The 25,011-nt window shown below is 51.6% G+C and carries 24 protein-coding genes and 5 tRNA genes; 15 read left to right on the top strand and 14 right to left on the bottom strand.

All coding sequences use genetic code 11. The features are described from left to right. Positions 1–113 precede the first annotated feature (113 nt). Positions 114–1,103, top strand: a complete 990-nt coding sequence (mgrA, locus tag NMC31_RS11010; RefSeq protein WP_253897936.1) for an L-glyceraldehyde 3-phosphate reductase — start codon at positions 114–116, stop codon at positions 1,101–1,103. 136 nt (positions 1,104–1,239) lie between these two features. After that, positions 1,240–1,578: a DUF2502 domain-containing protein gene (locus NMC31_RS11005; RefSeq protein ID WP_253897935.1), complete on the top strand. Its 339-nt coding sequence runs from the start codon at positions 1,240–1,242 to the stop codon at positions 1,576–1,578. 35 nt (positions 1,579–1,613) lie between these two features. Here the strand turns inward: NMC31_RS11005 and NMC31_RS11000 are convergent, their stop codons facing one another. Next, positions 1,614–2,855 (bottom strand): Nramp family divalent metal transporter, encoded by a 1,242-nt coding sequence (locus tag NMC31_RS11000; protein WP_253897934.1) that lies wholly within the window; start codon positions 2,853–2,855, stop codon positions 1,614–1,616. Next, positions 2,830–2,892, bottom strand: coding sequence for a hypothetical protein (locus NMC31_RS26280; protein ID WP_436650122.1), 63 nt, complete (start codon positions 2,890–2,892; stop codon positions 2,830–2,832). Before NMC31_RS26280 ends, NMC31_RS11000 begins: the two co-directional genes overlap by 26 nt. A 297-nt stretch (positions 2,893–3,189) precedes the next feature. Between NMC31_RS26280 and nupC the strand changes: the two genes are divergently transcribed. Beyond that, entirely contained in the window at positions 3,190–4,377 is a 1,188-nt protein-coding gene (nupC, locus tag NMC31_RS10995; RefSeq protein ID WP_149461924.1) for a nucleoside permease NupC, read from the top strand. Positions 4,378–4,430: 53 nt separating this feature from the next. Here the strand turns inward: nupC and NMC31_RS10990 are convergent, their stop codons facing one another. From NMC31_RS10990 to NMC31_RS10980, 3 genes are all read right to left on the bottom strand, one after another. Continuing rightward, complete coding sequence (locus NMC31_RS10990; protein ID WP_253897933.1) at positions 4,431–6,614, bottom strand: sensor domain-containing phosphodiesterase; 2,184 nt, start codon at positions 6,612–6,614, stop codon at positions 4,431–4,433. A 190-nt stretch (positions 6,615–6,804) separates the two neighbouring features. Beyond that, positions 6,805–6,880 (bottom strand) — tRNA-Ala (locus NMC31_RS10985). A gap of 40 nt (positions 6,881–6,920) precedes the next feature. Next, positions 6,921–6,996, bottom strand: a tRNA-Ala gene (locus NMC31_RS10980). Positions 6,997–7,213: 217 nt separating this feature from the next. On the opposite strand from NMC31_RS10980, the gene NMC31_RS10975 reads away from it, so the two are divergent. Together NMC31_RS10975 and NMC31_RS10970 are read left to right on the top strand one after the other, a co-directional pair. After that, on the top strand, positions 7,214–7,576 hold the full coding sequence (locus NMC31_RS10975) for a YfeC-like transcriptional regulator (RefSeq protein WP_253897932.1): 363 nt from the start codon (positions 7,214–7,216) through the stop codon (positions 7,574–7,576). Positions 7,577–7,581: 5 nt separating this feature from the next. Further along, a complete protein-coding gene (locus tag NMC31_RS10970; RefSeq protein ID WP_253897986.1) occupies positions 7,582–7,980 on the top strand; it encodes a YfeC-like transcriptional regulator in 399 nt (132 codons plus the stop codon). Between the two features lie 180 nt (positions 7,981–8,160). On the opposite strand, the gene gltX is transcribed toward NMC31_RS10970, so the two are convergent. Next, positions 8,161–9,576, bottom strand: a complete 1,416-nt coding sequence (gene gltX, locus NMC31_RS10965; RefSeq protein ID WP_253897931.1) for a glutamate--tRNA ligase — start codon at positions 9,574–9,576, stop codon at positions 8,161–8,163. 257 nt (positions 9,577–9,833) lie between these two features. Here gltX and NMC31_RS10960 point away from each other — a divergent pair. From NMC31_RS10960 to NMC31_RS10950, 3 genes are all read left to right on the top strand, one after another. Next, positions 9,834–9,909, top strand: a tRNA-Val gene (locus NMC31_RS10960). 44 nt (positions 9,910–9,953) lie between these two features. Then, positions 9,954–10,029, top strand: a tRNA-Val gene (locus NMC31_RS10955). A 4-nt stretch (positions 10,030–10,033) separates the two neighbouring features. Continuing rightward, a tRNA-Lys gene (locus NMC31_RS10950) sits at positions 10,034–10,109 on the top strand. Between the two features lie 106 nt (positions 10,110–10,215). On the opposite strand, the gene NMC31_RS10945 is transcribed toward NMC31_RS10950, so the two are convergent. Genes NMC31_RS10945 through xapA form a run of 4 tightly spaced genes read right to left on the bottom strand, consistent with a single transcriptional unit; the run spans position 10,216 to position 13,502 of the window. Next, a complete protein-coding gene (locus NMC31_RS10945; RefSeq protein WP_149461919.1) occupies positions 10,216–11,100 on the bottom strand; it encodes a LysR family transcriptional regulator in 885 nt (294 codons plus the stop codon). A gap of 40 nt (positions 11,101–11,140) precedes the next feature. Next, positions 11,141–11,299 carry a DUF1427 family protein gene (locus NMC31_RS10940; protein ID WP_149461918.1) on the bottom strand — a complete coding sequence of 53 codons (159 nt, stop codon included), beginning with the start codon at positions 11,297–11,299 and terminating at the stop codon, positions 11,141–11,143. Positions 11,300–11,351: 52 nt separating this feature from the next. Further along, a complete protein-coding gene (xapB, locus tag NMC31_RS10935; RefSeq protein WP_253897930.1) occupies positions 11,352–12,608 on the bottom strand; it encodes a xanthosine/proton symporter XapB in 1,257 nt (418 codons plus the stop codon). Positions 12,609–12,668: 60 nt separating this feature from the next. Next, positions 12,669–13,502, bottom strand: coding sequence for a xanthosine phosphorylase (xapA, locus tag NMC31_RS10930; RefSeq protein ID WP_253897929.1), 834 nt, complete (start codon positions 13,500–13,502; stop codon positions 12,669–12,671). A 248-nt stretch (positions 13,503–13,750) separates the two neighbouring features. On the opposite strand from xapA, the gene NMC31_RS10925 reads away from it, so the two are divergent. Beyond that, positions 13,751–14,515, top strand: a complete 765-nt coding sequence (locus NMC31_RS10925; protein WP_253897928.1) for a nucleoside-specific channel-forming Tsx family protein — start codon at positions 13,751–13,753, stop codon at positions 14,513–14,515. A 36-nt stretch (positions 14,516–14,551) separates the two neighbouring features. On the opposite strand, the gene NMC31_RS10920 is transcribed toward NMC31_RS10925, so the two are convergent. Beyond that, entirely contained in the window at positions 14,552–15,478 is a 927-nt protein-coding gene (locus tag NMC31_RS10920) for a LysR family transcriptional regulator (protein WP_253897927.1), read from the bottom strand. A gap of 89 nt (positions 15,479–15,567) precedes the next feature. Between NMC31_RS10920 and NMC31_RS10915 the strand changes: the two genes are divergently transcribed. Continuing rightward, a complete protein-coding gene (locus tag NMC31_RS10915; protein WP_149461913.1) occupies positions 15,568–16,575 on the top strand; it encodes a bile acid:sodium symporter family protein in 1,008 nt (335 codons plus the stop codon). On the opposite strand, the gene NMC31_RS10910 is transcribed toward NMC31_RS10915, so the two are convergent. The 3 genes from NMC31_RS10910 to zipA all read right to left on the bottom strand — a co-directional run bounded on the left by NMC31_RS10910 (position 16,572) and on the right by zipA (position 19,905). Further along, positions 16,572–16,784: a DUF3820 family protein gene (locus NMC31_RS10910; protein ID WP_015963519.1), complete on the bottom strand. Its 213-nt coding sequence runs from the start codon at positions 16,782–16,784 to the stop codon at positions 16,572–16,574. The genes NMC31_RS10915 and NMC31_RS10910 overlap by 4 nt on opposite strands. A 1-nt stretch (position 16,785) precedes the next feature. Then, positions 16,786–18,801: an NAD-dependent DNA ligase LigA gene (ligA, locus tag NMC31_RS10905; RefSeq protein ID WP_253897926.1), complete on the bottom strand. Its 2,016-nt coding sequence runs from the start codon at positions 18,799–18,801 to the stop codon at positions 16,786–16,788. Between the two features lie 72 nt (positions 18,802–18,873). Continuing rightward, entirely contained in the window at positions 18,874–19,905 is a 1,032-nt protein-coding gene (zipA, locus tag NMC31_RS10900) for a cell division protein ZipA (protein WP_253897925.1), read from the bottom strand. Positions 19,906–20,135: 230 nt separating this feature from the next. Here zipA and cysZ point away from each other — a divergent pair, with 230 nt between their 5' ends. The 5 genes from cysZ to crr all read left to right on the top strand — a co-directional run bounded on the left by cysZ (position 20,136) and on the right by crr (position 24,994). Further along, the gene (gene cysZ / locus NMC31_RS10895; protein ID WP_149461911.1) at positions 20,136–20,897 is read left to right on the top strand and encodes a sulfate transporter CysZ; all 762 of its coding nucleotides are present in this window, start codon (positions 20,136–20,138) and stop codon (positions 20,895–20,897) included. A 167-nt stretch (positions 20,898–21,064) separates the two neighbouring features. Further along, on the top strand, positions 21,065–22,036 hold the full coding sequence (gene cysK, locus NMC31_RS10890) for a cysteine synthase A (RefSeq protein ID WP_015963515.1): 972 nt from the start codon (positions 21,065–21,067) through the stop codon (positions 22,034–22,036). Positions 22,037–22,416: 380 nt separating this feature from the next. After that, the gene (gene ptsH / locus NMC31_RS10885) at positions 22,417–22,674 is read left to right on the top strand and encodes a phosphocarrier protein Hpr (protein WP_002913505.1); all 258 of its coding nucleotides are present in this window, start codon (positions 22,417–22,419) and stop codon (positions 22,672–22,674) included. Positions 22,675–22,718: 44 nt separating this feature from the next. Next, positions 22,719–24,446 (top strand): phosphoenolpyruvate-protein phosphotransferase PtsI, encoded by a 1,728-nt coding sequence (gene ptsI / locus NMC31_RS10880; RefSeq protein ID WP_149461910.1) that lies wholly within the window; start codon positions 22,719–22,721, stop codon positions 24,444–24,446. A gap of 38 nt (positions 24,447–24,484) precedes the next feature. Next, a complete protein-coding gene (crr, locus tag NMC31_RS10875; RefSeq protein ID WP_008803873.1) occupies positions 24,485–24,994 on the top strand; it encodes a PTS glucose transporter subunit IIA in 510 nt (169 codons plus the stop codon). The last annotated feature ends 17 nt before the right edge of the window (positions 24,995–25,011 follow it).

Raw genomic sequence — 25,011 nt, 5'->3', positions numbered from 1 at the left:
ACAGATACGAAAATGCTATTGGAAAGTAAAATTTACAGCAGAAGGGAGTATACGGAGGGGGAAACAATGCGTAGTGTAAACGTATACACTACCGATGCTTTGCGGAGGAACTTATGGTTTATCAGGCAGATCCGTCACGCTATAACGCGATGGAATATCGCCGCTGCGGCGCAAGCGGGCTGAAACTTCCCGCCATCTCATTAGGTTTATGGCATAACTTTGGCGACGCCACGTTAATCGAAACCAGCAGGCAGCTGCTGCGCCATGCCTTTGACCTCGGCATTACCCATTTTGATTTAGCCAACAACTATGGGCCACCGCCGGGTTCAGCGGAGAGTAATTTTGGTCGCATTCTGCGGGAAGATTTTTTGCCCTGGCGCGACGAGCTGATTATTTCCAGTAAAGCGGGCTACACCATGTGGGACGGGCCGTACGGCGACTGGGGATCGCGTAAATATCTGGTCGCCAGCCTCGATCAAAGCCTGAAACGCATGGGGCTGGAGTATGTGGATATCTTTTATCATCATCGTCCGGATCCGGATACGCCGCTGTCGGAAACCATGCGTGCGCTGGATCACATTGTACGTCAGGGCAAAGCACTGTACATCGGGCTTTCCAATTACCCGGCTGACCGTGCGAAAGAGGCCCTTGCGATTCTTAATGATCTGGGCACGCCATGCCTGATCCACCAGCCAAAGTATTCCATGTTTGAACGCTGGGTTGAGGATGGGCTGCTCGATCTGCTGAAGCAGGAAGGCGTTGGCAGCATCGCCTTTTCACCGTTAGCGGGCGGGCAGCTTACGGATCGCTATCTAAATGGTATTCCGACAGATTCCCGTGCCGCCAGTGGCAGCCGTTTTCTTAATCCGGAACAACTGACGGAAGAGAAACTCGCTAAAGTTCGTCAGCTCAATAAGATTGCCGCGCAGCGTGGACAGAAATTGTCGCAAATGGCGCTGGCCTGGGTACTGCGTGACGAAAAAGTGACATCAGTTCTGATTGGCGCCAGTAAAACGGCGCAACTGGATGACGCTGTCGGCATGTTGAATAACAGGCACTTTAGCGCGCAAGAACGGGCTGACATAGACGCGATTTTACGATAGCGCAAATTAGCAGCACTTTTAGCAAAAAGTGCTGCTCCTTTCGATTTAAGAGTTACCCCGATGATACGGATATTTACTTGTTCGTAATATAGGGTTAACAGGCCGGACAAGGCCCCGATCGTGAAGGAGATAAAGTATGTTCAGGTCACTGATTCTGGCTGCAGTATTGATGGCCTCAGCAGCACCAATGGTTGCTAATGCTGGCGAAATCACCCTGTTGCCATCGATAAAATTACAAATTGGCGATCGTGACAATTACGGTAACTACTGGGACGGCGGCCGCTGGCGCGACCGGGACTACTGGCATCGTCACTATCAATGGCGCGACCGCGGTTGGTACCGCCATGACAATGGCTGGCATCGTGGCTGGGATAATCGCAGAGCTTACGAGCGCGGTTATCACGATGGCCGCCATGACGGGCGCGGGCGTGGCCCGGGTCGTGGTCATGGACATGGGCACGGGAAGCATCATTAATCTTTTTTCAGAAAGCAGCCGGAAGGCTGCTTTTTTTATAACCCCAGCAGCGTTCCCACCAACAGCCAGCCGTTTAACGCCACCACCAGGCCCACAATCAGCCAACCGGTGCGTCTTACCCGTGCGGAGTTTACCAACTCGCCCATCAGTTTTTGATTACTGGTAAAGACCAGCAGCGGCACCAGTGCCAGCGCAATCCCGAAGCTCAGCAACACCTGGCTCATCACCAGAATCCGGGTCGGATCCATCCCCATCAGGATCACGATGAACGACGGCAGCATGGTGACGGAGCGGCGCACCCACAGCGGAATGTGGAAGCGGATGAAGCCCTGCATCACCACCTGCCCTGCCAGGGTACCCACCACGGTAGAGGAGAGCCCGGCGGCAATCAGGCTCAGGCCAAAGATAGTGGCCGCAGCATGACTGAGCAACGGTTCCAGCGTCAGATACGCCTGATCGAGATCCGCAACTCCGGTATGCCCGTGGAAGTGAAACGCGGCGGCAGCGGTGGCCATCATCGCGAGGTTAACGAATCCGGCAATGGTCATGGCTATCGCCACATCCCAGCGCGTCGCGTTATAGCGTTCACGCGCGCTACCGCCGTGCAGATTCTGGGTCAGCGACGAGTGCAGGTAAATCACGTGCGGCATGATGGTCGCACCCAGCACGCCTGCCGCGAGGAATACGGCTTCCGAGGAGGGCAGAGAAGGGATAATCATCCCTTTTGCCAGCGGCGCCAGCGCGGGTTGCGAGAAGATCAGTTCGACGATGTAGGCTGCGGCGACAAACAGCAGCAGCCCGCCGATCACTCTCTCCAGCGGTTTTTGCCCACGCCGTTGCAGCATCAGAATCAGGAAGGTCGCAATCCCGGTTAATACCGCGCCCTGAAGCAGCGAGATCCCCAGGATCAGCTTGAAGCCGATGGCCGCGCCGATAAATTCCGCGAGATCGGTCGCCATCGCGATGATCTCCGCCTGCACCCAATAAAACCACACGACCGGTCTCGGGTAATGGTCGCGAATCTGTTCCGCCAGGTTTTTACCCGTGGCGATACCGAGCTTGGCAGAAAGCACCTGAATCAGCATCGCCATCAGGTTGGCCCATACCACCACCCACAAAAGCTGATAGCCGAAGCTGGCCCCGGCCTGAATATTGGTCGCAAAGTTACCCGGATCGATATAACCGATGGCGGCAATGAATGCGGGCCCCATCAGCGCAAGCCTCATCCGGCGCGCTGTACGACTGCTGTTGTTACTTGCCACGCGACTGTCTGTCATTCTCTGCCTCAAAAACATAGCCTTTGCTATGTTTCATGCTATCAAAATGAGAATGATTATCAAGTTCATTTAAAAAGGTGATAATGATTGCTCTGATAGCCGAAACCGATAGTCGGGCTGGAGGTTGGGAAGGTTTGGTATACGCTTATTGTGAGGTTAGTACATTATACAATCTTTAAACACATTTACGTAACATAATAAAAATGTATGTTCGATCACTCTTTTTGAGATTGCTCACAGGTTGTGAATATAGTGAGACTTTGATCTCGTTTTATTTAGTTACGTTACATAGAATGTGCAAGAAAATTAAACCTGCCTCATATTTGGAGCAAATATGGACCGCGTTCTTCATTTCGTCCTGGCGCTTGGCGTTGTGGCGATTTTAGCGTTGCTGGTCAGCCATGACCGCAAAAAAATTCGAATTCGTTATGTAATTCAGTTACTTGTCATTGAAGTTTTACTGGCATGGTTCTTCCTGAACTCCAACGTCGGTCTGGGCTTCGTGAAAGGCTTTTCCGAAATGTTCGAAAAACTGCTCGGTTTCGCCAACGAAGGTACTAACTTCGTCTTCGGTAGTATGAACGATCAAGGCCTGGCATTCTTCTTCCTGAAAGTTCTGTGCCCTATCGTCTTCATCTCTGCGCTGATCGGTATTCTGCAACACATTCGCGTGCTGCCGATTGTTATCCGGGCGATTGGTTTCGTGCTCTCCAAAGTCAACGGCATGGGCAAGCTGGAATCGTTCAACGCCGTGAGCTCACTGATTCTGGGCCAGTCTGAGAACTTTATCGCCTATAAAGATATTCTCGGCAAAATGTCCCGCAACCGCATGTACACCATGGCGGCAACGGCAATGTCTACCGTGTCGATGTCTATCGTCGGGGCTTACATGACCATGCTGGACCCGAAATACGTGGTGGCGGCGCTGGTTCTGAACATGTTCAGCACCTTTATTGTCCTCTCTATCATCAACCCATACCGCGTTGATGCCAGCGAAGAAAACATTCAGATGTCCAACCTGCACGAAGGTCAAAGCTTCTTCGAAATGCTGGGTGAATACATTCTGGCAGGTTTCAAAGTAGCGATTATCGTTGCGGCGATGCTGATTGGCTTTATCGCGCTGATTGCAGGTCTGAACGCCCTGTTTGCTGCCGTTCTGGGTATCTCCTTCCAGGGCATCCTGGGCTACATCTTCTATCCGGTTGCCTGGGTGATGGGTGTACCGGCCAGCGAAGCGCTGCAGGTGGGTAGTATCATGGCGACCAAACTGGTCTCTAACGAATTCGTCGCGATGATGGACCTGCAGAAAGTCGCATCCACGCTCTCTCCACGCGCGGTTGGTATCATCTCTGTGTTCCTGGTTTCCTTCGCGAACTTCTCTTCTATCGGTATTATCGCCGGGGCGATTAAAGGCCTGAACGAAGAGCAAGGTAACGTGGTTTCTCGCTTCGGTCTGAAACTGGTTTACGGTTCTACGCTGGTGAGCGTGCTGTCTGCGTCAATTGCGGCGCTGGTACTGTAACGCTAAGCTGCGTCTACAAACGTAAAAAAACGGGACGATAATCGTCCCGTTTTTTATTTGTTCAGCTCGCTAAGTGGTGCGGGTTTACCAATCAAATAACCTTGCAGATAATCCACACCCAACTCGAATAATTTCTCTTTCTGTTCCTGCGTTTCGACGTACTCAGCCACCAGCGTCAGATTCTTCACCTTCGCCATGTCGCAAATCGACTTAACGATCAACTGATCCATCTTTTCGCTGACAATATCGCGGACAAAGCAACCGTCAATCTTGACGATGTCCGCTTCCAGACGCTTGAGGCGCTCATAGTTGGCGTATCCGGTACCAAAGTCATCAATGGCAATCAGACAGCCACAGGCACTGAGCTGGCGAATATTATGCAGACTGTTTTCCGAGTCTGAGAACGCCTGCTCTTCCGTAACCTCAATGGTAATAGCCCCGGGCGTTACCCGATAGCGTTTCAGCAGCCGAATAATTTCATCCGCCGCACCTTTCTGCATCAGGGTAAACGGCATCAGATTGATTGAGAAACGATGCCCCGAATAGTGCTTCATTTTGCTGAAGAGCGTTTCCACCACTTGCATATCAAAGCGGTAGCTCAGGTTAAACTGGGTAATAATCGGGATAAATTTATCCGGTGTAATCAGCTCACCATCGCACTGCAGGCGGCTCAGAATCTCATGGTAGCCCTTACCGTTTTTATCGACGATAGGTTGCGCATAGAGAAGAATACCGCCATGCGCCAACGCGCGCTTAACACGGTTTAGCATTATCACGCGCTCAGTCGTGAAGCCCGAGATAGCCTCCTCCCGGCTGTCCAGCGACAGCACCTGATGCGAGCTGCACGCCTGTTCAGAAAGCCAGCTTAGTTGCCCCAGCGTGTGGTGCAACTGGTTATCTTCTTTGCCGTCAATGACGCCCCAGGACGCGCCGAATTCCAGGTCGATCACATTATTATTCCAGCTAATTTTATGATTATTCAGGAACTCAACAATGTGCGTCAGGCGCGCTTCAGTCTCCGGGCCGGTCAGCACCAACAGCAGTTCATTGCCAGGGATCTGAAAGAGTTTTTCATCGCGCGTCAACAACGGTTGTAAATTTCGGGTGATCGCGCGCTTACAATGAATGCGCATCATCATGCCGTAGTGACGGCTTAAGAACTCAAGATTATCGATGCGCAGGCAGCACACGGTCGCCTGCTGGTTCTCTTTTAACCACGATTCAAACTCACGCAGATTCGGTAGCCCGGTCAGCGGATCGATCAGCGCCTGGTCGTGCCATTTACGCTTCAACGCGTCACCGCGAGCATAAATCTGCACCATATACAGAATACAAATGGTGAACGAGATTAACACGGACAGAACAAAAGCAACCGAGTATGCACTCAGCACCCCAAACAGGAAATGCTTGTTATTCAGCACCAGCAGGAAGGCTGACACAGACCAAATCAGAACAATCAGTACGCCGCTTAAGCGGCTGATTCCTGAGAAGAACAGGATAAAGATAATGGGAACCAGATACCCGGCAATGTACTTCGTCTCATACGGCGAACAAAGTACGGTTAACAAAATTACGAGCCCGAGAACCCAGTACAGCACAAAAGTTCGATTCTGCGACGACAGGCAAGCAGCCACATGACGATGCCAGAAGGCTCTGGCATAACGCGGATTAAGGATCATCCGCATTGGGTAATAGAAAAGCGGCGTAAACATCAGGGCCGCACATATCAGACTTTGCACATCCACGACGCCATAAACCAACGAGTGGGTGCCAAAGTAGCTGGAGACGTTTACCGGAAAATCAAGATAGTGACCAACCAGGTACATAACACTTTTGATGATCGCCGGTGTTACAAAGCCAATCCAGAAGACGACCGCGCCCATATGATGGCTGGGTAATCCGTAACGCCATCGTCGGCCAACGATCCAGCGCAACATCACCGATGAAATAAGCACGCCCAGTAACTGGCAGGTGAGTAAGATGACAGCCTGGAAAAGCGTAAGATTAACGACGAAATTATTGACCACTAAAAAGCTAATGATCAAAGGAATAACGGCGTGACGACCGAACAAGAGAACGATAGCAAACGCTGCGCTAAGCGGTAACCAGGCAAGATATGCTTCAGTACCATCAATAACGGCTTTAGGCGAGACAAAGCGAGCAAAAGGAATTGCGATTAAAGAAAGAGTTAATGCTACAAAAAACTTGCGCGACAAAATATCTGTATTAAATCTCATTAGTATTCAGAACTGCATCCTTGTCGGTACACCTATAACCCAGAATGATACTATGGGCATTATTCGAGCGAATCAAGGTGCTGAGGAAGTAAAAAATGATGAAATATCTGAGATAATGAAAATAAAACAGAATGATTTAGGAACAGTATAGACAAACAAAAAACCCCCGCCACAGGCGAGGGTTTAAATTTGGTGGAGCTAAGCGGGATCGAACCGCTGACCTCTTGCATGCCATGCAAGCGCTCTCCCAGCTGAGCTATAGCCCCAACGGTGCTTTTACGTTCCAAACCTGATGGGAGCAGGATTTGGTGGAGCTAAGCGGGATCGAACCGCTGACCTCTTGCATGCCATGCAAGCGCTCTCCCAGCTGAGCTATAGCCCCAACGTAAAGCATGTCGTGTTGACGGGCGGCATAATATGAATTCCATTGCGAGGTGTCAACGGCAAAATGCTGTGTGGCACACTAATCGCTGAAAAAGCAGACAGATGAATAACATTCCGAGCACGCTCGCAGAGAGAAGTTAAACCTGTCACGCTTTCAGGTAAAAGGATGCTATAAAATGAACTCGTAATTCCCACACTGCGATTCAGGAAATAGCATGCTCAAGGAACGAATGACACCGGAAGAAATCGCCCATCTGACTGGCTACAGCCGACAAACCGTTAATAAATGGGTGCGCAAGGAAGGATGGCAAACATCGCCTCGTCCTGGTGTCCAGGGAGGAAAAGCCCGCCTGGTCCACATTAACGATCAGGTCAGGGAATTTATCTATAGCGCGCAACGCGCATCCGACACTATCACGACTTCAAACACGCAGAGTGTGAATGACAATGCGTTTCACGGCCTGTTGCTGAATCTGGCGGAGGAAATGACGCTTGAAGAACAGCGACAGTTAACCTCCTTACTGTTGCGTGAAGGGATCAGCGGCCTGCTGCAACGTTTAGGTATCCGTGGCGCATAATCGTGATGAAAAGACTCAAAGATAAAATGTCTACTGAAGAGCTGGCGAACTGTCTGGGAATGACGCGTCAGACAATTAACCGCTGGATCCGCGAACAACACTGGCAAACCGAGCCAATGCCGGGCGTTAAAGGTGGCCGGGCAAGGTTGATACACATCACGCAGCAGGTGAGAGACTTTCTGGCGAATACGCCTGCCCTGCTCCACGTCGACAAACACGACGCGCAAATGAATGAACCCGCGAAAAGCTATTCGACTAACGAAGCGGACGTTATCTGGCAGCAGATCAGCGACACCTTACAGGTGATGACACCAGACGAGATGGAAAAGCTGAATGTTTTACTGCGGCGTGAAGGTATTTGTGGGTTTATGTCGCGGCTCGGGTTGAGCGATACACAGGCGTAAAAAACGGGCTTTCGCCCGTTTTAGGCTGATGATAAACGCTAAATTGCCTGATGCGCTACGCTTGTCAGGCCTACAAGGTTTCTGCAATATTTTGTAGGCTGGATAAGGCGCTTACGCCGCATCCGGCAAAACAATGCGCACTTTGTCATCAATCTCAAACGGGCTTACGCCCGTTTTTGATTACTGCTGGCTTTCGCGCTCAGCAATAAAGCCCAGCGCTTTGTTGATGCGCTCAATGCTACGGTTTTTGCCAATCGCATGTACGGTAACGTCCAATGCTGGCGACTGACCTGCACCCGTTACGGCTACGCGCAATGGCATCCCCACTTTACCCATGCCCACTTCCAGCTCATCGGCAGTTGCCTGAATTGCGTGGTGAACATTTTCTGACGTCCAGTCAGTGATAGCAGACAGTTTATCGCGCACCACTTCCAGCGGCTGACGTGCAACCGGACGCAGGTGTTTTTTCGCCGCATCGGCATCGAACTCAGCGAAATCTTCATAGAAGTAACGGCAGCTCTGCGCCATCTCTTTCAGCGTTTTACAACGCTCGCCCAGCAGTTTCACCAGCTCAGACAGCTGCGGCCCCATGCGGGTGTCGATATTTTCCTGCTCAATATGCCACTGCAGATGTGTTGCAACATACTCAGCGGGCAGATTGTTGATGTAGTGATGGTTCAGCCACTGCAGTTTTTCAGTGTTAAAAGCGCTGGCGGATTTACTAACGGCGTTCAGTGCGAAGAATTTGATCATCTCTTCACGGCTGAAGATTTCCTGATCGCCGTGAGACCAGCCTAAACGCACCAGATAGTTCAGCAGCGCTTCCGGCAGGTAGCCATCATCACGATACTGCATCACGCTTACTGCACCGTGACGTTTAGACAGTTTTTTACCGTCGTCGCCGTTGATCATCGACACGTGCGCGTAAACCGGCACCGGTGCATTCAGCGCCTTCAGGATGTTGATCTGACGCGGCGTGTTGTTGATATGGTCTTCACCACGGATCACGTGGGTGATTTCCATATCCCAGTCATCCACCACAACGCAGAAGTTATAGGTTGGGGAACCATCGGTACGGCGGATAATCAGATCGTCCAGCTCCTGGTTGCTGAACTCGATTGGGCCACGGATCTGGTCATCAAAGATAACGGAACCTTCCTGCGGATTCGCGAAACGCACTACGCATGGCTCATCGTCAGCGTGATGTGCATGGTCATGGCGGCAACGACCGTCATAACGCGGCTTTTCTCCGTTCGCCATCTGCTCTTCACGCAGCGCTTCCAGACGTTCTTTGGAGCAGTAGCATTTATACGCCGTGCCCGCTTCCAGCATTTCGTCGATAACCGTGTTGTAGCGATCGAAACGTTTAGTCTGATAGTACGGACCTTCGTCCCATTCCAGATTCAGCCAGTTCATACCATCCATAATGGCTTCAATAGCTTCCGGCGTGGAGCGCTCGAGATCGGTGTCTTCAATACGCAGCACAAACTCACCGTCGTGATTACGTGCAAAAAGCCAGGAGTAAAGAGCAGTACGAGCACCGCCGACGTGCAGATAGCCTGTCGGGCTGGGCGCGAAGCGAGTTTTGATTTTCATTAAATGGCCTTACGTTTATTAAAGATGCCGACAACCGGCAAAACCTGGAACTGAGAAGGGCAATATTCTATCACTCCTGGCTGATTCCTCAATCTTCATCCCTCATCACGGTCAAAGTTAGTCGTTTTTGTATAGAAATCATGCGTGAGCGCATAAAACCCCACCGCTTTGTTTAATTTTACGACGAACGAACAAATTCTTAAGAAAATGCGTTGACTCATTTTGAACTCTCCCTATAATGCGACTCCACACAGCGGGGGTGATTAGCTCAGCTGGGAGAGCACCTCCCTTACAAGGAGGGGGTCGGCGGTTCGATCCCGTCATCACCCACCAACTACTTTATGTAGTCTCCGCCGTGTAGCAAGAAATTGAGAAGTGGGTGATTAGCTCAGCTGGGAGAGCACCTCCCTTACAAGGAGGGGGTCGGCGGTTCGATCCCGTCATCACCCACCACTTCGGGTCGTTAGCTCAGTTGGTAGAGCAGTTGACTTTTAATCAATTGGTCGCAGGTTCGAATCCTGCACGACCCACCAATGTAAAAAAGCGCCCTAAAGGCGCTTTTTTGCTATCTGCGGTTTGAGAAACTGCCTGATGGCGCTTCACTTATCAGGCCTACAGTTCGCTCCGATCTCTCATCACCTACCGCGTCAACGCCGCCAGCAATTTAACCAGTGCAGGCGTCACCTGCTGTGTTTCATAAACAATATACAAATCTGCCGGTATTCTCTCCGCCAGTGGGCGGAAAACGACACCAGGCCAGTTCATTTGTGCGTAACTGTCTGCAATCAACGTAATTCCAATACCCATGCTAATCATCGCTAACACGGTTTGCGGCTCATTGACCTCGCGAATAATAACCGGCGAAAATCCTGCCTGCTGGCATACACGCTGCAAAAATGCCCAATCTGTGTGTACGGGCGGCATGGTGACAAAATATTCGTCGCGAAGTGCTTCCAGTGGAATGGCAGAATAGGATGCCAGGTGATGTTCTTCAGGCATTGCGATCAGAAAAGCAGACTCATGCAAACGTAAACTGGTAAATCCCTCCGGCAGTTCTGTCGCCATGCGCCATATCCCTGCATCAAGTTCTCGCCGCTCAAGGAGTGCCATTTGCATCGCAGGCATTTTTTCGCGAAACAGGACTTCCACGTTGGGGTTTTCCTTCAGGAAGCGCCGCATGACCGGGCGCATACGTCCCCACATTGCGGTTCCCACCACGCCAAGTTCAATCCGCCCCGCTTCACCGCGTCCAATCTGCTCAACCCGCGCCAAAACCTGATTCGCATTCGCCAGTAGCCTGCGCGATTCCTCCATCAGGATTTTACCGGCATGCGTCAGGGCAACGCTACGCGAATGGCGAATAAAAAGTTGCGTCCCGAGTTGATGCTCAAGCTCTTTAATATGAATACTGAGTGGCGGCTGTGACATGTTTAAACGTGCCGCTGCGCGACCAAAATGTAGCTCTTCCGCTACGGCAAGGAAATAGCGGAGCAACTTAAGATCTGTTCGGTAAACGCGTTCCATAATTAAGTGCCCCGCCTGATGGTTACAAAGCATTACGCTATCATGGCATAAAGAATTTCACCACCAGATAGCCTATATACATAAATACAATTGATAATATTCCTGGCAATACATTTGGAACAGGAATAGGTAAGCGTAATACTGTAAACAACGCGCCGATACCAAAACCGACGCCTGAAGAAAATAAAATATCTTTCACAGAACACCTTTTATCATAAAAGCAGCCCCGAAGACCGGCGCTGCCAATCCTTTTAATGCGTGATAGCACGATACGCTAATTTTTCGGGATCATGCTTATATTTAAACCCGAAGAAAAATATGACTGCGAGGAATAATGAATATCCTGCAAACATCATCCAGATGGTATGCCAGTCTTTCACGCCATCCACCGAGAAGTAATCCACGGCCATGCCGCTCAGAATCGAGCCAACCCATGCGCCGACGCCATTTACCATGGTCATAAAGAGCCCCTGGGCGCTGGCACGAATGCTGGAATCAACTTCCTGTTCGACAAAGACCGAACCAGAAATATTGAAGAAATCGAATGCACAACCGTAAACAATCATCGACAGCAGCAGCAAAATAAACCCGGTTGGTGATGGGTCGCCATAGGCGAAGAAGCCAAAGCGCAGCGTCCACGCCACCATACTCATTAGCATGACGGTTTTAATGCCGAAACGTTTTAAAAAGAACGGAATCGTCAGAATGAAACCGACTTCAGCCATCTGTGAAACTGACAGTAAAATGGACGGATATTTCACCACAAAGCTTTCAGTAAACTCAGGATTACGGGCGAAATCATGCAGGAACGGGTTGCCAAAAACGTTGGTAATTTGCAGCACCGCGCCCAGCATCATGGCGAAGAGGAAAAAGATAGCCATGCGTGGATTTTTAAACAGCACGAAGGCATCCAAACCCAGCTTGCTGGCAAGCGATGTGGTCGCTTTTTTCGCCGCAACCGGAATCTTCGGCAAAGTCAGCGCATAAGCCGACAGCAGCAATGACGCACCGGACGCGATATACAACTGCAGACTACTCAATTCCAGATGCAGCAGGCTTACTGCCCACATCGCGACAATGAACCCCACCGTACCAAAAACGCGAATGGGCGGGAAAGCGGTCACCGGGTCAAGCCCTGCCTGAGCAAGACAGGAATAAGAGACGCTGTTCGATAACGCGATAGTCGGCATAAACGCCATCGCATTGACTAACATCACCCAAAACATCATATCTGGATCAGTTACGGATGCCGCATAAAAAAGTACGCCCGCACACACCAGGTGACACAGCATGTATGCGCGTTCTGCGCGCAGCCATTTGTCTGCGATGATCCCCATTATACCGGGCATAATAATCGCGGCGATCCCTTTGGAACTGTAAACCATGCCAACATTAGCGCCGGTGAAATGAAGGGTATTAATCATGTAAGAACCGAGGGTAACCAACCAGCTCCCCCAGATAAAATATTGCAAAAAGGACATTACCTTTAAGCGCAAAGCGATGCTCATAATCGTTTCCTTGTCGCATCATATGGCCTCACCCAGTGAGGCCGTTTATTGTTGTTTTACTCAGGCAATTTTGCGCAGAAAGCCGCAAATAAGATTAATAAAGTTCTGCTTTGAGAGTTCCGCTGCAGCCAGCGTCTGGGCATGAGAAAGCTTCACGTCACTCAGACCTTCCGCCATGTTGGTAATCGCAGAAACGGCAACCACCTTAAGGTCGCAGTGGCGAGCTGAAATCACCTCAGGCACGACGGACATCCCCACGACATCGCCGCCGATAATCTGCATCATGCGAATTTCAGCTGCTGTCTCAAAGTTCGGCCCCGGATACGAGACGAACACGCCTTCTGTCAGTGGGAATCCCTCTTCTTTCGCCACTGCTTGTAACAGTGCGCGATAATCCGCATCGTAGGCATTTGCCAGCGAGAAGAAGCGCTCACCAAAACGCTCATCGTTAAGACCCACCATCGGCGTTCCCGGCATGGTGTTGATGTGATCTTTCAATGCGACCAGACTGCCGGCCCCCACTTCAGGACGCAGTGAGCCAGCCGCATTGGTGCAAAACAGCAACTCGCAGCCCAGCAACTTAAAGGTACGGATTGCATCCGTCATGATGGTCATCCCACGACCTTCGTAGAAATGTCCGCGACCTTTCATGCACGCCACCGGCACCCCCTGGAGATAACCCAGCACCAGCTCACCCGCATGGCCGTGTACGGTACTTACCGGGAAACCCGGCAGCTTTTCGTAGGAAATTTCGACCGCGTTCTCAATCTGATCGGCTAATGCGCCCAGTCCTGAACCTAAAATAAAGGCCACTCGTGGAGTGAAATCAGGTTTGTAAGCCCGGATAATATCGACGCAGTACAGTGGGTTATGAGAAAATTGAGCCTGAGACATATCGATCCTTTTTTGGTAGGGTTGAATCTAAAGCCTTTTTATAACGAGATATCCCCACCCCTTACCAATACACTTTTACCCTGTATTCGATAGCGATTCGATATCGATATATTTATATTTTTTCACTATTAATAAGTAGTAAAAACTGTATTGGTACTCTCTCTTCCCTTGCATTAACAATATGCCGTTTTTAACAATCCTTTTTATTAAGCAATCTACTAATAACGATCGGCATAGGGAATTATGCTATGAAAAGACATCTTTTAACTCTGACACTCTCCTCGCTATTAGCGATACCTGCTTTATCCCATGCAGAATTTAAAGGCGGTTTCGCTGATATAGGTGTTCATTACCTCGACTGGACCAGTAGAACCACTGAAAAATCGTCGACCAAATCACACAAAGATGATTTTGGATATCTGGAACTGGAAGGTGGCGCTAATTTTAGTTGGGGGGAAATGTACGGGTTCTTCGACTGGGAAAACTTTTATAACGGCCGCCACGATAAACCGGGCAGCGAGCAGCGCTACACATTTAAAAATACCAATCGTATTTACCTGGGTGATACCGGATTCAATCTTTATCTCCACGCGTATGGCACCTATGGTTCTGCGAATCGTGTGAATTTCCACGACGATATGTTTCTTTACGGTATCGGCTACAATTTCACCGGCAACGGTTGGTGGTTCAAACCGTTCTTTGCTAAGCGTTATACAGATCAAACCTATTACACTGGCGATAACGGCTATGTAGCCGGTTGGGTTGCAGGTTACAGCTTTATGCTGGGCAGTGAGAAATTCACTCTCACCAACTGGAACGAGTACGAGTTTGATCGTGATGCCACCTACGCGGCAGGTAACGGGGGCAAAGAAGGTCTGAATGGCGCCGTGGCGTTGTGGTGGAATGCAACTTCACACATCACCACAGGGATTCAGTATCGTTATGCGGATGACAAACTGGGCGAAGATTTTTACCAGGATGCGATAATCTACTCCATCAAATTTAATTTCTGATCGATATCTGCCGGTGCTCCGGCAGATAAAAGTTCGCTAAATCCGATACAAGGGATCCCCTTCCCTCCCTGCCATCAATGTGCGCCCCTGGGCGCGTACCACTTCCCATAATGCTTCAGCGGCAGTTGAAAGCGAACGGTTCTTCCTGCGCGCCAGCATTAACTGACGTTCCACCACCGGTGTAATACGCTTCACCACCAGCGGGCTGCCCTCGGGTAACGGCAAGGCCAGCGCCGGGAGAATGCTGATGCCGATACCGGCAGCCACCATCGGGAACAGCGTCGCCGGGTGGCCAATCTCCTGCACGATATCCGCCTGAATAGCGTTGCGCGCCAGCGCGGCGTCAATCAGCGGTCGGCTGCCTGAGGCGTAATCCTGCAACACCAGTTTCGCCCCCTGCAAAGCCTGCCAGGGGACATAATCTTCTGCGGCCAAAGCGCTATCGCGATGGCAAAGCAGGAAGAAAGGCTCGGAAAGAATCGCTTCACATTGCAGATCGCCCACTGCGCCTGGATCGATGACGATGCCAAAATCGACATCTCCCTGACGAATACTTTCCATCACCCACTGCTGCGGACGATCGTGCAGGACAAACTGAATATCTGGATAGCGACGATGACTTTCGGCAATGCATTGCGGAATAAGATGCGCGGAAATGGTCTGGCTGGCAGCGACCCGGACTTTTCCGCTCAGTTGTTGCCCCATACGCCCGGCGTCGCGCAGGGTGCTGTTCAGTTCATCCAGCAGTCGCTCCAGACGCAAAGCCAGCTGTTGCCCTGCCTCAGTGAGCACCACTTCGCGCGTGGTTCTGTCCAGCAGGCGAACACCAGTGTGATTTTCCAGCTCCTTCACGCTGTGACTCACCGCCGACTGGCTCAGGCCGATACGCTCTCCCGCGCGGCTGAAACTTTTCTCCTGCGCCACCGTGACGAAAACCTTTAATTGCTTTAGCGAGTAATTCATCTATTTTCTTCATGAATGGATGCAATAAATCAATTTTATTTCTCAAACTGAAAGAAGCACAATAGCGCCATCGATTTTCAGGAGTCTTTATGAAACTTTTTCGTATTCTTGACCCGTTTACGCTGACGCTCATTACCGTGGTGCTGCTGGCCTCTTTCTTCCCGGCTCGCGGTGAGTTTGTGCCTTTTTTTGAACATCTGACCACCGCCGCAATTGCCCTGCTGTTCTTCATGCACGGTGCAAAATTGTCTCGCGAAGCGATTATTGCAGGGGGCAGCCACTGGCGATTGCACCTGTGGGTAATGTGCAGCACCTTCATTCTCTTCCCGGTGCTGGGCGTATTGCTGGTGTGGTGGTCGCCGGTGGCGGTGGACCCGGCGTTGTATACTGGTTTCCTCTATCTGTGTATTCTGCCGGCAACCGTACAGTCAGCCATCGCATTTACATCGCTTGCGGGCGGGAACGTTGCGGCAGCGGTCTGTTCTGCGTCAGCGTCCAGCCTGCTGGGTATCTTCCTGTCACCGTTGCTGGTTGGGTTGCTGATGAACATGCACGGCGCGGAAGGCAGCCTTGAGCAGGTCGGCAAAATCATGCTGCAACTGCTGTTACCGTTCGTGCTTGGGCACCTTTCTCGCCCGTGGACCGGCACATTTGTCGCGAAACATAAGAAGTGGATTGGCAAAACCGACCAGACCTCCATTCTGTTAGTGGTTTACTCCGCATTCAGCGAAGCGGTGGTGAACGGTATCTGGCACAAAGTGGGGCTGGGTTCGCTGCTGTTTATCGTGGTAGTGAGCATCATCCTGCTGGCGATTGTGATTGCCGTGAACGTGCTGGTCGCACGTAAAGCAGGCTTTAATAAAGCGGATGAGATTACGATTGTTTTCTGCGGCTCGAAGAAAAGCCTGGCGAACGGGATACCGATGGCGAACATCCTGTTCCCGACATCGGTTATCGGCATGATGGTACTGCCGCTGATGATATTCCATCAAATCCAGTTGATGGTGTGCGCGGTACTGGCGCGTCGCTACAAACAGCAGGCAGAAAAACTGCAGGCCGAAGAGCAGGCCCGCGCGGCGAGGACTTCCGACGCTTAACGCTTCAGGGGTTGCACCAGTTGGGTCAATCCCTCAGTTTTAATCAGTAGCGTCAAAGCCATCAGCTCGCCCAGATGCCCGGCAGGAAACTGATCCTTACGGGCAAACCAGAGCAGATACTCCTCCGGGACGTCAATCAATCGACGCCCCTTGTATTTACCAAACGGCATTTCCGTATTGGCGATTTCAATGAGCTGCGCCTTATCCATATCAGACGCCTAACAGCCGTAGCATTTCAGCTTCATCAATCACCTCAATGCCCAGCTCCTGCGCTTTCGCAAGCTTAGAGCCCGCCGCTTCCCCGGCAATCACCAGGTCAGTTTTCTTCGACACGCTGCCCGCCACTTTTGCGCCAAGTTCCACTAAACGCGCCTTCGCGTCATCGCGCGACATCTGGCTCAGGCTACCGGTCAGGACCACCGTTTTCCCGGCGAACGGGCTGTCAATGTCTTCAGCATTAATCATAACCGCTGCAGGCCAGTTCACACCCTCTTTCAGCAACTGCTGAATGACGTCGCGATTGCTCTCTTCCGCAAAGAAGTTAAAGACATGCGTAGCAACCACAATGCCGACATCCGGCACTTTTTGCAGCTCTTCAATCGATGCAGCTTCCAGCGCTTCCAGCGTACCAAAATAAGCCGCCAGGCCAGCCGCCGTGGCTTCACCTACTTCACGGATACCGAGTGCGTAGAGGAAGCGTGCAAAGGTGGTGTTTTTCGCTTTTTCCAGCGCGTTGACCACATTTTGTGCCGATTTCGGCCCCATGCGATCCAGCCCGGTCAGCTTGCCTGCGGTTAACGTGAACAGATCGGCAGGCGTGTGGACGTACTCTTTTTCAACTAGCTGATCGATAATTTTATCGCCCATGCCGTCAACATCCAGCGCGCGGCGCGAGACAAAGTGCTTCAGCGACTCTTTACGCTGCGCCCCACAAATCAGGCCGCCGGTACAGCGAGCAACGGCTTCACCTTCCACACGCTCAACGTCAGACTGACAAACCGGGCAGTGGGTCGGGAACACAATTTCCTGCGTCTCTTCCGGGCGCTCCGAGAGCACCACGTTCACCACCTGCGGGATAACATCCCCGGCGCGGCGAATCACCACTTTATCGCCAATACGCAGACCAAGACGCTCGATTTCATCGGCATTATGCAGCGTAGCATTGCTCACCAGCACCCCCGCGACCTGCACCGGTTCAAGGCGCGCAACCGGGGTAATCGCCCCGGTACGGCCCACCTGGAATTCTACGTCGCGCACGAAGGTCATCTGTTCCTGCGCCGGGAATTTAAAAGCCACGGCCCAGCGTGGGGCACGCGCGACAAAGCCCAGTTGTTCCTGCAATGCCAGCGAATCGACTTTAATCACCACGCCATCGATATCAAAACCGAGCGTTGAGCGGTCTTCTTCAACCTTGTGATAGTAAGCGAGCACTTCCTCCGGGGAATTGCAGCGTTTTACGCGATCACTCACCGGCAGGCCCCAGGCTTTAAACTGTTGCAGACGCCCCATATGGCTGGCGGGCAGTTCACCGCCCTCCAGAATACCGACGCCGTAGCAGAAGAAAGTAAGTGGTCGCTTCGCCGTGATACGCGGGTCAAGCTGGCGCAGTGAACCTGCGGCAGCGTTACGCGGGTTGGCAAACAATTTGCCCCCGGTACGACGCGCATCATCATTAATTTTTTCAAACCCAGCCTGTGGCAGGAAGACCTCACCACGCACTTCAAGGCGCGCCGGAATATTGTCACCGCGCAGTTTTAGCGGGATCGCGCGAATGGTGCGCACGTTCGCGGTAATGTCTTCCCCGGTGGTGCCATCACCGCGTGTCGCCGCCTGCACCATCACGCCGTTTTCATACAGGATGCTCACCGCCAGGCCATCCAGTTTCAGCTCACAGCAATAGACCAGCGCGTCGCTGCTTTTCAGCCTATCCTGCACGCGCTTGTTAAAGGCGAGGAAGCTCTCTTCATCAAACACGTTATCCAACGACAGCATAGGCACTTCGTGACGCACCTGGCTGAATGCGGCCAGCGGCGATGCGCCCACGCGTTGCGTCGGTGAATCTGGCGTAATCAGTTCGGGATGTTGCGCCTCAAGTTCGCGTAGTTCACGCATCAGGCGATCGTACTCGGCGTCCGGCACTTCCGGCGCATCCATAACGTGGTAGAGATATTCATAATGGCGAAGCGTGGTTCGCAGTTCATTCAGTTGTTGTTCGATCGGTTCCATATCACACCATCAATGATAAAAAACCCCCGACAGGCGGGGGTTCAGGGAGAGTTGATAAAACGCCAGCCGTTATCAGGCGTTCGATTCCAGTACGTCGCGGATGCGGTCCTGGTATTCGCGCAGTTTCTGCGGCGTCATCATCCGACGCTGATCGTCAAGCACTACACCACCCACTTCATCGGCAATGTACTGTGCAGACTGCAACATCAGCTTGAAGTTTTGCAGTGCATCGCCGTATGCCGGTACCTGCATAAAGATAGTGATACCCGGCGTCGCCATATCCGCCATATTTTCAGGGTCGAAGGTGCCGGGTTTCAGCATGTTCGCCAGGCTGAAAAGCGCAGGGCCGCTGCCGTCAGGGCTTAAATGGCGATGGAAAATATTCATATCGCCAAACTTGAATCCGGCCTGCTGGATACTGTTCAGCAACAGTTCACCGTTGATCTGCGTGCCCTGATGTGCAGAGACGTTCATCACAATGACGGTTTCTTTACGCTCTGGCTTCGCAGGCGCTTCTTCAACCGGCTTAGGCTCTGGCTGCTGCACAGCGGCTGGCGCAGGTTGCGGTTGTGCGACCTGAGGTTCTGGCGCGGCAGGCTGTGGCGGAGCAACCGGTTGAGGCTGCGGCGCGGCGGGCTGCACCGGCTGAGGTGCGGCAACAGGCTGCGGCTGCGAATGAGGTTGTGGCTGATGAACCGGCTGTGGCTGCGCATGCGGCGGCTGGACAGGCGGTTGCTGCACGCGCGGCTGTTGAGGCTGCGGTGCGGATGGCCGGGCTGGCTCCTCGTGGCGCACAGGCTGTTGTACCTGACGCTCATAAGGGGGCTGGTACTGGTGCGAAGGCGCCTGATGAGGTGCGTCATGCTCCCCTGCTACGCCCGGGGCGTGATTGACCTTGTGGACACGAACTTCGCCCACGCCTTCATCACTTTCATCGAAGCCATCATCAGACTCGTCGTCTTCACGAGACTTCATGCGTTTTAGTGGGCGATCGCGGAACATTGACGAGCGCTCTTTACGGCTGGTCCAGAAACCATGAACCAGAAGAGCGAGTATGGCGATCGCGCCAACAATGATTAATATCAGACGCAAATCCTGCATCATTATATTCTCTGTTGTTCTAACACCTTGCCACCACGGCAAACATTTACTCCCTAAGAGTATTTGCCCAACACGTCAAGTGCAAGTGCGCACATGACATTCCCCGCAGAAAGATAACCTAAATCGTGCTTTTTGCTGTTTTTTCGAACATTTCCTAACTGGTCATTCCCTGACAACCCGATAATATACGCAGGTCAATTCGTAGCTGTCAGACACAGGAGCATTTGCTGACCATGGTTTCATCATCCACCCCTTCCCCGCGCAGCGGTCTCTACTATTTCTCGCAGGGCTGGAAACTGATCGGGTTACCCGGCATTCGCCGGTTCGTTATTCTACCGTTGCTGGTCAACATTGTACTGATGGGAGGCGCGTTCTGGTGGCTGTTCAGTAAGCTCGGCGAGTGGATCCCTTCGCTGATGGGGCGAATCCCTGACTGGCTGCAATGGCTGAGCTACCTGCTGTGGCCGGTGGCGGTGATTTCGATTTTGCTGGTGTTCGGCTACTTCTTCTCGACCATCGCCAACTGGATTGCCGCGCCATTTAACGGCCTGTTGGCGGAACAGCTGGAAGCGCGTCTGACCGGTGCGACGCCGCCGGATACCGGTGTGCTGGGCGTAGTAAAGGATGTGCCGCGCATAATGAAGCGTGAGTGGCAAAAGCTGGCGTGGTATCTGCCGCGCGCGCTGGTGCTGTTGGTGCTCTATTTCATCCCCGGCATCGGGCAGACCGTCGCGCCAGTATTATGGTTCCTGTTCAGCGCATGGATGCTGGCGATTCAGTACTGCGATTATCCGTTCGACAACCATAAAGTGCCGTTTAAAACCATGCGCACGGCTCTGCGTGAGCGCAAAGTGTTGAACATGCAGTTTGGTGCGCTGGCGAGTCTGTTTACCCTTATCCCGGTGTTAAATCTGGTCATCATCCCGGTTGCCATCTGCGGCGCAACGGCGATGTGGGTCGACTGTTATCGCGATAAACACGCAATGTGGAAGTAACTGCTTGAGGCGCTCACGCCCGTGAGCGCCGTTATGCTTTCCTTATTCCATCCTGGCAGCCATTATTTCCCTTCTGAATATAGATATGCTAATTACTTACTTCCGCAGATTCTTTAAGCAGGTATGCTGGGGCAGTACCCCAAATTTCATACAGTTAAGGACAGGCCATGAGTAAGATTTTTGAAGATAACTCGCTGACTATCGGTCACACGCCACTGGTTCGACTGAACCGCATCGGTAACGGACGCATTCTGGCGAAGGTAGAATCACGCAACCCAAGCTTCAGCGTTAAGTGCCGTATCGGTGCCAACATGATTTGGGATGCAGAAAAACGTGGCGTGCTGAAACCGGGCGTAGAGCTGGTTGAACCCACCAGCGGTAACACCGGTATCGCGCTGGCCTATGTCGCCGCCGCTCGTGGCTACAAACTGACGCTGACCATGCCGGAAACCATGAGTATTGAACGCCGTAAACTGTTGAAAGCGCTGGGTGCAAACCTCGTACTGACAGAAGGCGCGAAAGGCATGAAAGGCGCGATTCAAAAAGCAGAAGAAATTGTTGCCAGCGATCCGGAAAAATTCCTGCTGCTGCAGCAGTTCAGTAACCCGGCGAACCCGGAAATTCACGAAAAAACCACCGGCCCGGAAATCTGGGAAGACACCGATGGTCAGGTTGACGTGTTTATTGCTGGTGTCGGTACTGGCGGTACGCTGACTGGCGTGTCGCGTTACATTAAAGGCACTAAAGGCAAAACCGACTTGATTTCCGTCGCGGTTGAACCCACCGACTCCCCGGTCATCGCCCAGGCGCTGGCAGGTGAAGAAATCAAACCGGGCCCGCATAAAATTCAGGGTATCGGCGCCGGTTTCATTCCTGGCAACCTCGACCTGAAACTGGTTGATAAAGTTGTCGCTATCACGAATGAAGAAGCCATTTCCACCGCGCGTCGCCTGATGGAAGAAGAAGGCATTCTGGCAGGCATCTCTTCCGGCGCAGCCGTTGCGGCAGCATTGAAACTTCAGGAAGATGAAACCTTTACCAATAAGAATATTGTGGTTATCCTACCGTCTTCGGGTGAGCGTTATCTGAGCACTGCGTTGTTTGCCGATCTCTTCACAGAGAAGGAACTGCAACAGTAGTGCCAGCGTGTTAAAAGCGCGTAAAAAAGCACCCTTTTGGGTGCTTTTTTGTGGCACGCATCAAACTTTTACCCCCCCTGCCATTGCTTCACTGCATCAGGTCTGGTATTTAACATTCAGATTTATTTTGATGCGCGAAATTATTCATTTCCGGATTTGCACAAGCTGAATCGATTTTATGATTTGGTTCAAATCTCGCTTTCGCGGCATAATGTTTAATGTTAAGCGAAGCGCCGAAGGCCAGTAGCGCACGAATCGGAAACACGTGTACCGATTCCGGCGCTCAGAATCGTGACATCGCTGATTACTACAGGCTAAAGTCAGGCCGCCAGGCTAAACTTTAGTTCCACAACACTAAACCTATAAGTTGGGGAAATATAATGTTCCAGCAAGAAGTTACCATTACCGCTCCGAACGGTCTGCATACCCGCCCTGCTGCTCAGTTTGTTAAAGAAGCGAAAGGCTTCACTTCTGAGATCACTGTGACCTCCAACGGCAAAAGCGCTAGCGCAAAAAGCCTGTTCAAACTGCAAACTCTGGGTCTGACTCAGGGTACCGTTGTAACCCTTTCTGCTGAAGGTGAAGACGAACAAAAAGCAGTTGAGCATCTCGTTAAGCTGATGGCTGAACTCGAGTAAGTTCCAGAGTTCTTTTTCATATCAGTCACAAGTAAGGTAGGGTTATGATTTCAGGCATTTTAGCATCCCCGGGTATCGCTTTCGGTAAAGCACTGCTGCTGAAAGAAGATGAGATTGTCATCGACCGGAAAAAAATTTCTGCCGATAAGGTTGATCAGGAAGTTGAGCGTTTTCTGGCTGGTCGCGCCAAGGCGTCGGCACAGTTAGAAGCCATCAAGACTAAAGCTGGCGAAACTTTCGGTGAAGAAAAAGAAGCTATCTTCGAAGGGCACATCATGCTGCTCGAAGATGAAGAGCTGGAGCAGGAAATCATAGCCCTGGTTAAAGATAAGCACATGACTGCTGACGCAGCGGCTCATGAGGTTATCGAAGGTCAGGCGACTGCCCTGGAAGAACTGGATGATGAATACCTGAAAGAGCGTGCGGCTGACGTACGTGACATCGGTAAGCGCCTGCTGCGCAACATCCTGGGTCTGGCTATCATCGACCTGAGCGCAATTCAGGACGAAGTTATCCTGGTTGCTGCTGACCTGACCCCGTCCGAAACCGCACAGCTGAACCTGAACAAGGTGCTGGGCTTTATCACTGACGTCGGTGGCCGTACTTCTCACACCTCTATCATGGCGCGTTCTCTTGAACTGCCTGCGATTGTGGGTACCGGCAATGTCACCTCTCAGGTGAAAAACGACGACTATCTGATTCTGGATGCCGTAAACAACCAGGTTTACGTCAACCCAACCAACGAAGAGATCGAAAAACTGCGCGCCGTTCAGGAGCAGGTTGCTTCTGAAAAAGCTGAACTGGCAAAACTGAAAGATCTGCCGGCTATCACCCTTGATGGTCACCAGGTTGAAGTTTGCGCTAACATCGGTACCGTGCGTGACGTAGAAGGCGCTGAGCGCAATGGCGCAGAAGGCGTGGGTCTCTATCGTACTGAATTCCTGTTCATGGACCGTGACGCGCTGCCAACTGAAGAAGAACAGTTTGCTGCGTACAAAGCCGTTGCTGAAGCCTGTGGCTCTCAGGCGGTTATCGTCCGTACTATGGACATCGGTGGCGACAAAGAGCTGCCGTACATGAACTTCCCGAAAGAAGAAAACCCGTTCCTGGGCTGGCGTGCCGTGCGTATCGCAATGGATCGTAAAGAGATCCTGCGTGATCAGGTTCGCGCCATCCTGCGTGCGTCCGCTTTCGGTAAACTGCGCATCATGTTCCCGATGATCATCTCTGTTGAAGAAGTACGCGCCCTGCGCAAAGAGATCGAAATCTACAAACAGGAACTGCGCGACGAAGGTAAAGCATTTGATGAGTCCATCGAGATTGGCGTCATGGTGGAAACACCGGCTGCGGCCACGATTGCTCGTCATTTAGCCAAAGAAGTTGATTTCTTTAGTATCGGTACCAATGATTTAACGCAGTACACTCTGGCAGTTGACCGTGGTAATGATATGATTTCACATCTTTACCAACCCATGTCACCGTCCGTCCTGACGCTTATCAAGCAGGTTATTGATGCTTCTCATGCTGAAGGTAAATGGACTGGCATGTGTGGTGAGCTTGCAGGCGACGAACGTGCTACACTTCTGTTGCTGGGTATGGGTCTGGACGAATTCTCAATGAGCGCCATTTCTATCCCACGCATTAAGAAGATCATTCGTAACACGAACTTCGAAGATGCGAAGGTATTAGCAGAGCAAGCTCTTGCTCAACCGACAACGGACGAGTTAATGGCGCTGGTTAACAAGTTCATTGAAGAAAAAACAATCTGCTAATCCACGAGTTCGGCCCAATTACTGCTTAGGAGAAGATCATGGGTTTGTTCGACAAATTGAAATCTCTGGTTTCTGACGACAAAAAAGACACCGGTACTATTGAGATTATTGCACCGCTCTCTGGCGAAATCGTTAACATTGAAGACGTGCCGGATGTGGTTTTTGCAGAAAAAATCGTTGGCGACGGTATTGCTATCAAACCAACTGGCAACAAAATGGTTGCGCCGGTTGATGGGACTATCGGCAAGATTTTTGAAACCAACCATGCCTTCTCTATCGAATCCGATAGCGGCATCGAGCTGTTCGTTCACTTCGGTATCGACACCGTTGAACTGAAAGGCGAAGGTTTCAAACGTATCGCTGAAGAAGGCCAACGCGTGAAAGTCGGCGACCCGGTTATCGAATTCGATCTGCCGCTGCTGGAAGAGAAAGCCAAGTCTACCCTGACTCCGGTTGTTATCTCCAACATGGACGAGATCAAAGAGCTGATCAAACTGTCCGGTAGCGTAACTGTGGGTGAAACCCCGGTTATCCGCATCAAGAAGTAATTCTTGCTGAACTAAAA

Source organism: Pseudocitrobacter vendiensis (assembly GCF_943590815.1).
In the GTDB taxonomy this organism is placed as follows: Bacteria; Pseudomonadota; Gammaproteobacteria; order Enterobacterales; family Enterobacteriaceae; genus Pseudocitrobacter; species Pseudocitrobacter vendiensis.
The sequence above is the reverse complement of the archived record's forward strand: the minus strand, read 5'-3'. Positions and strand labels throughout refer to the sequence as shown.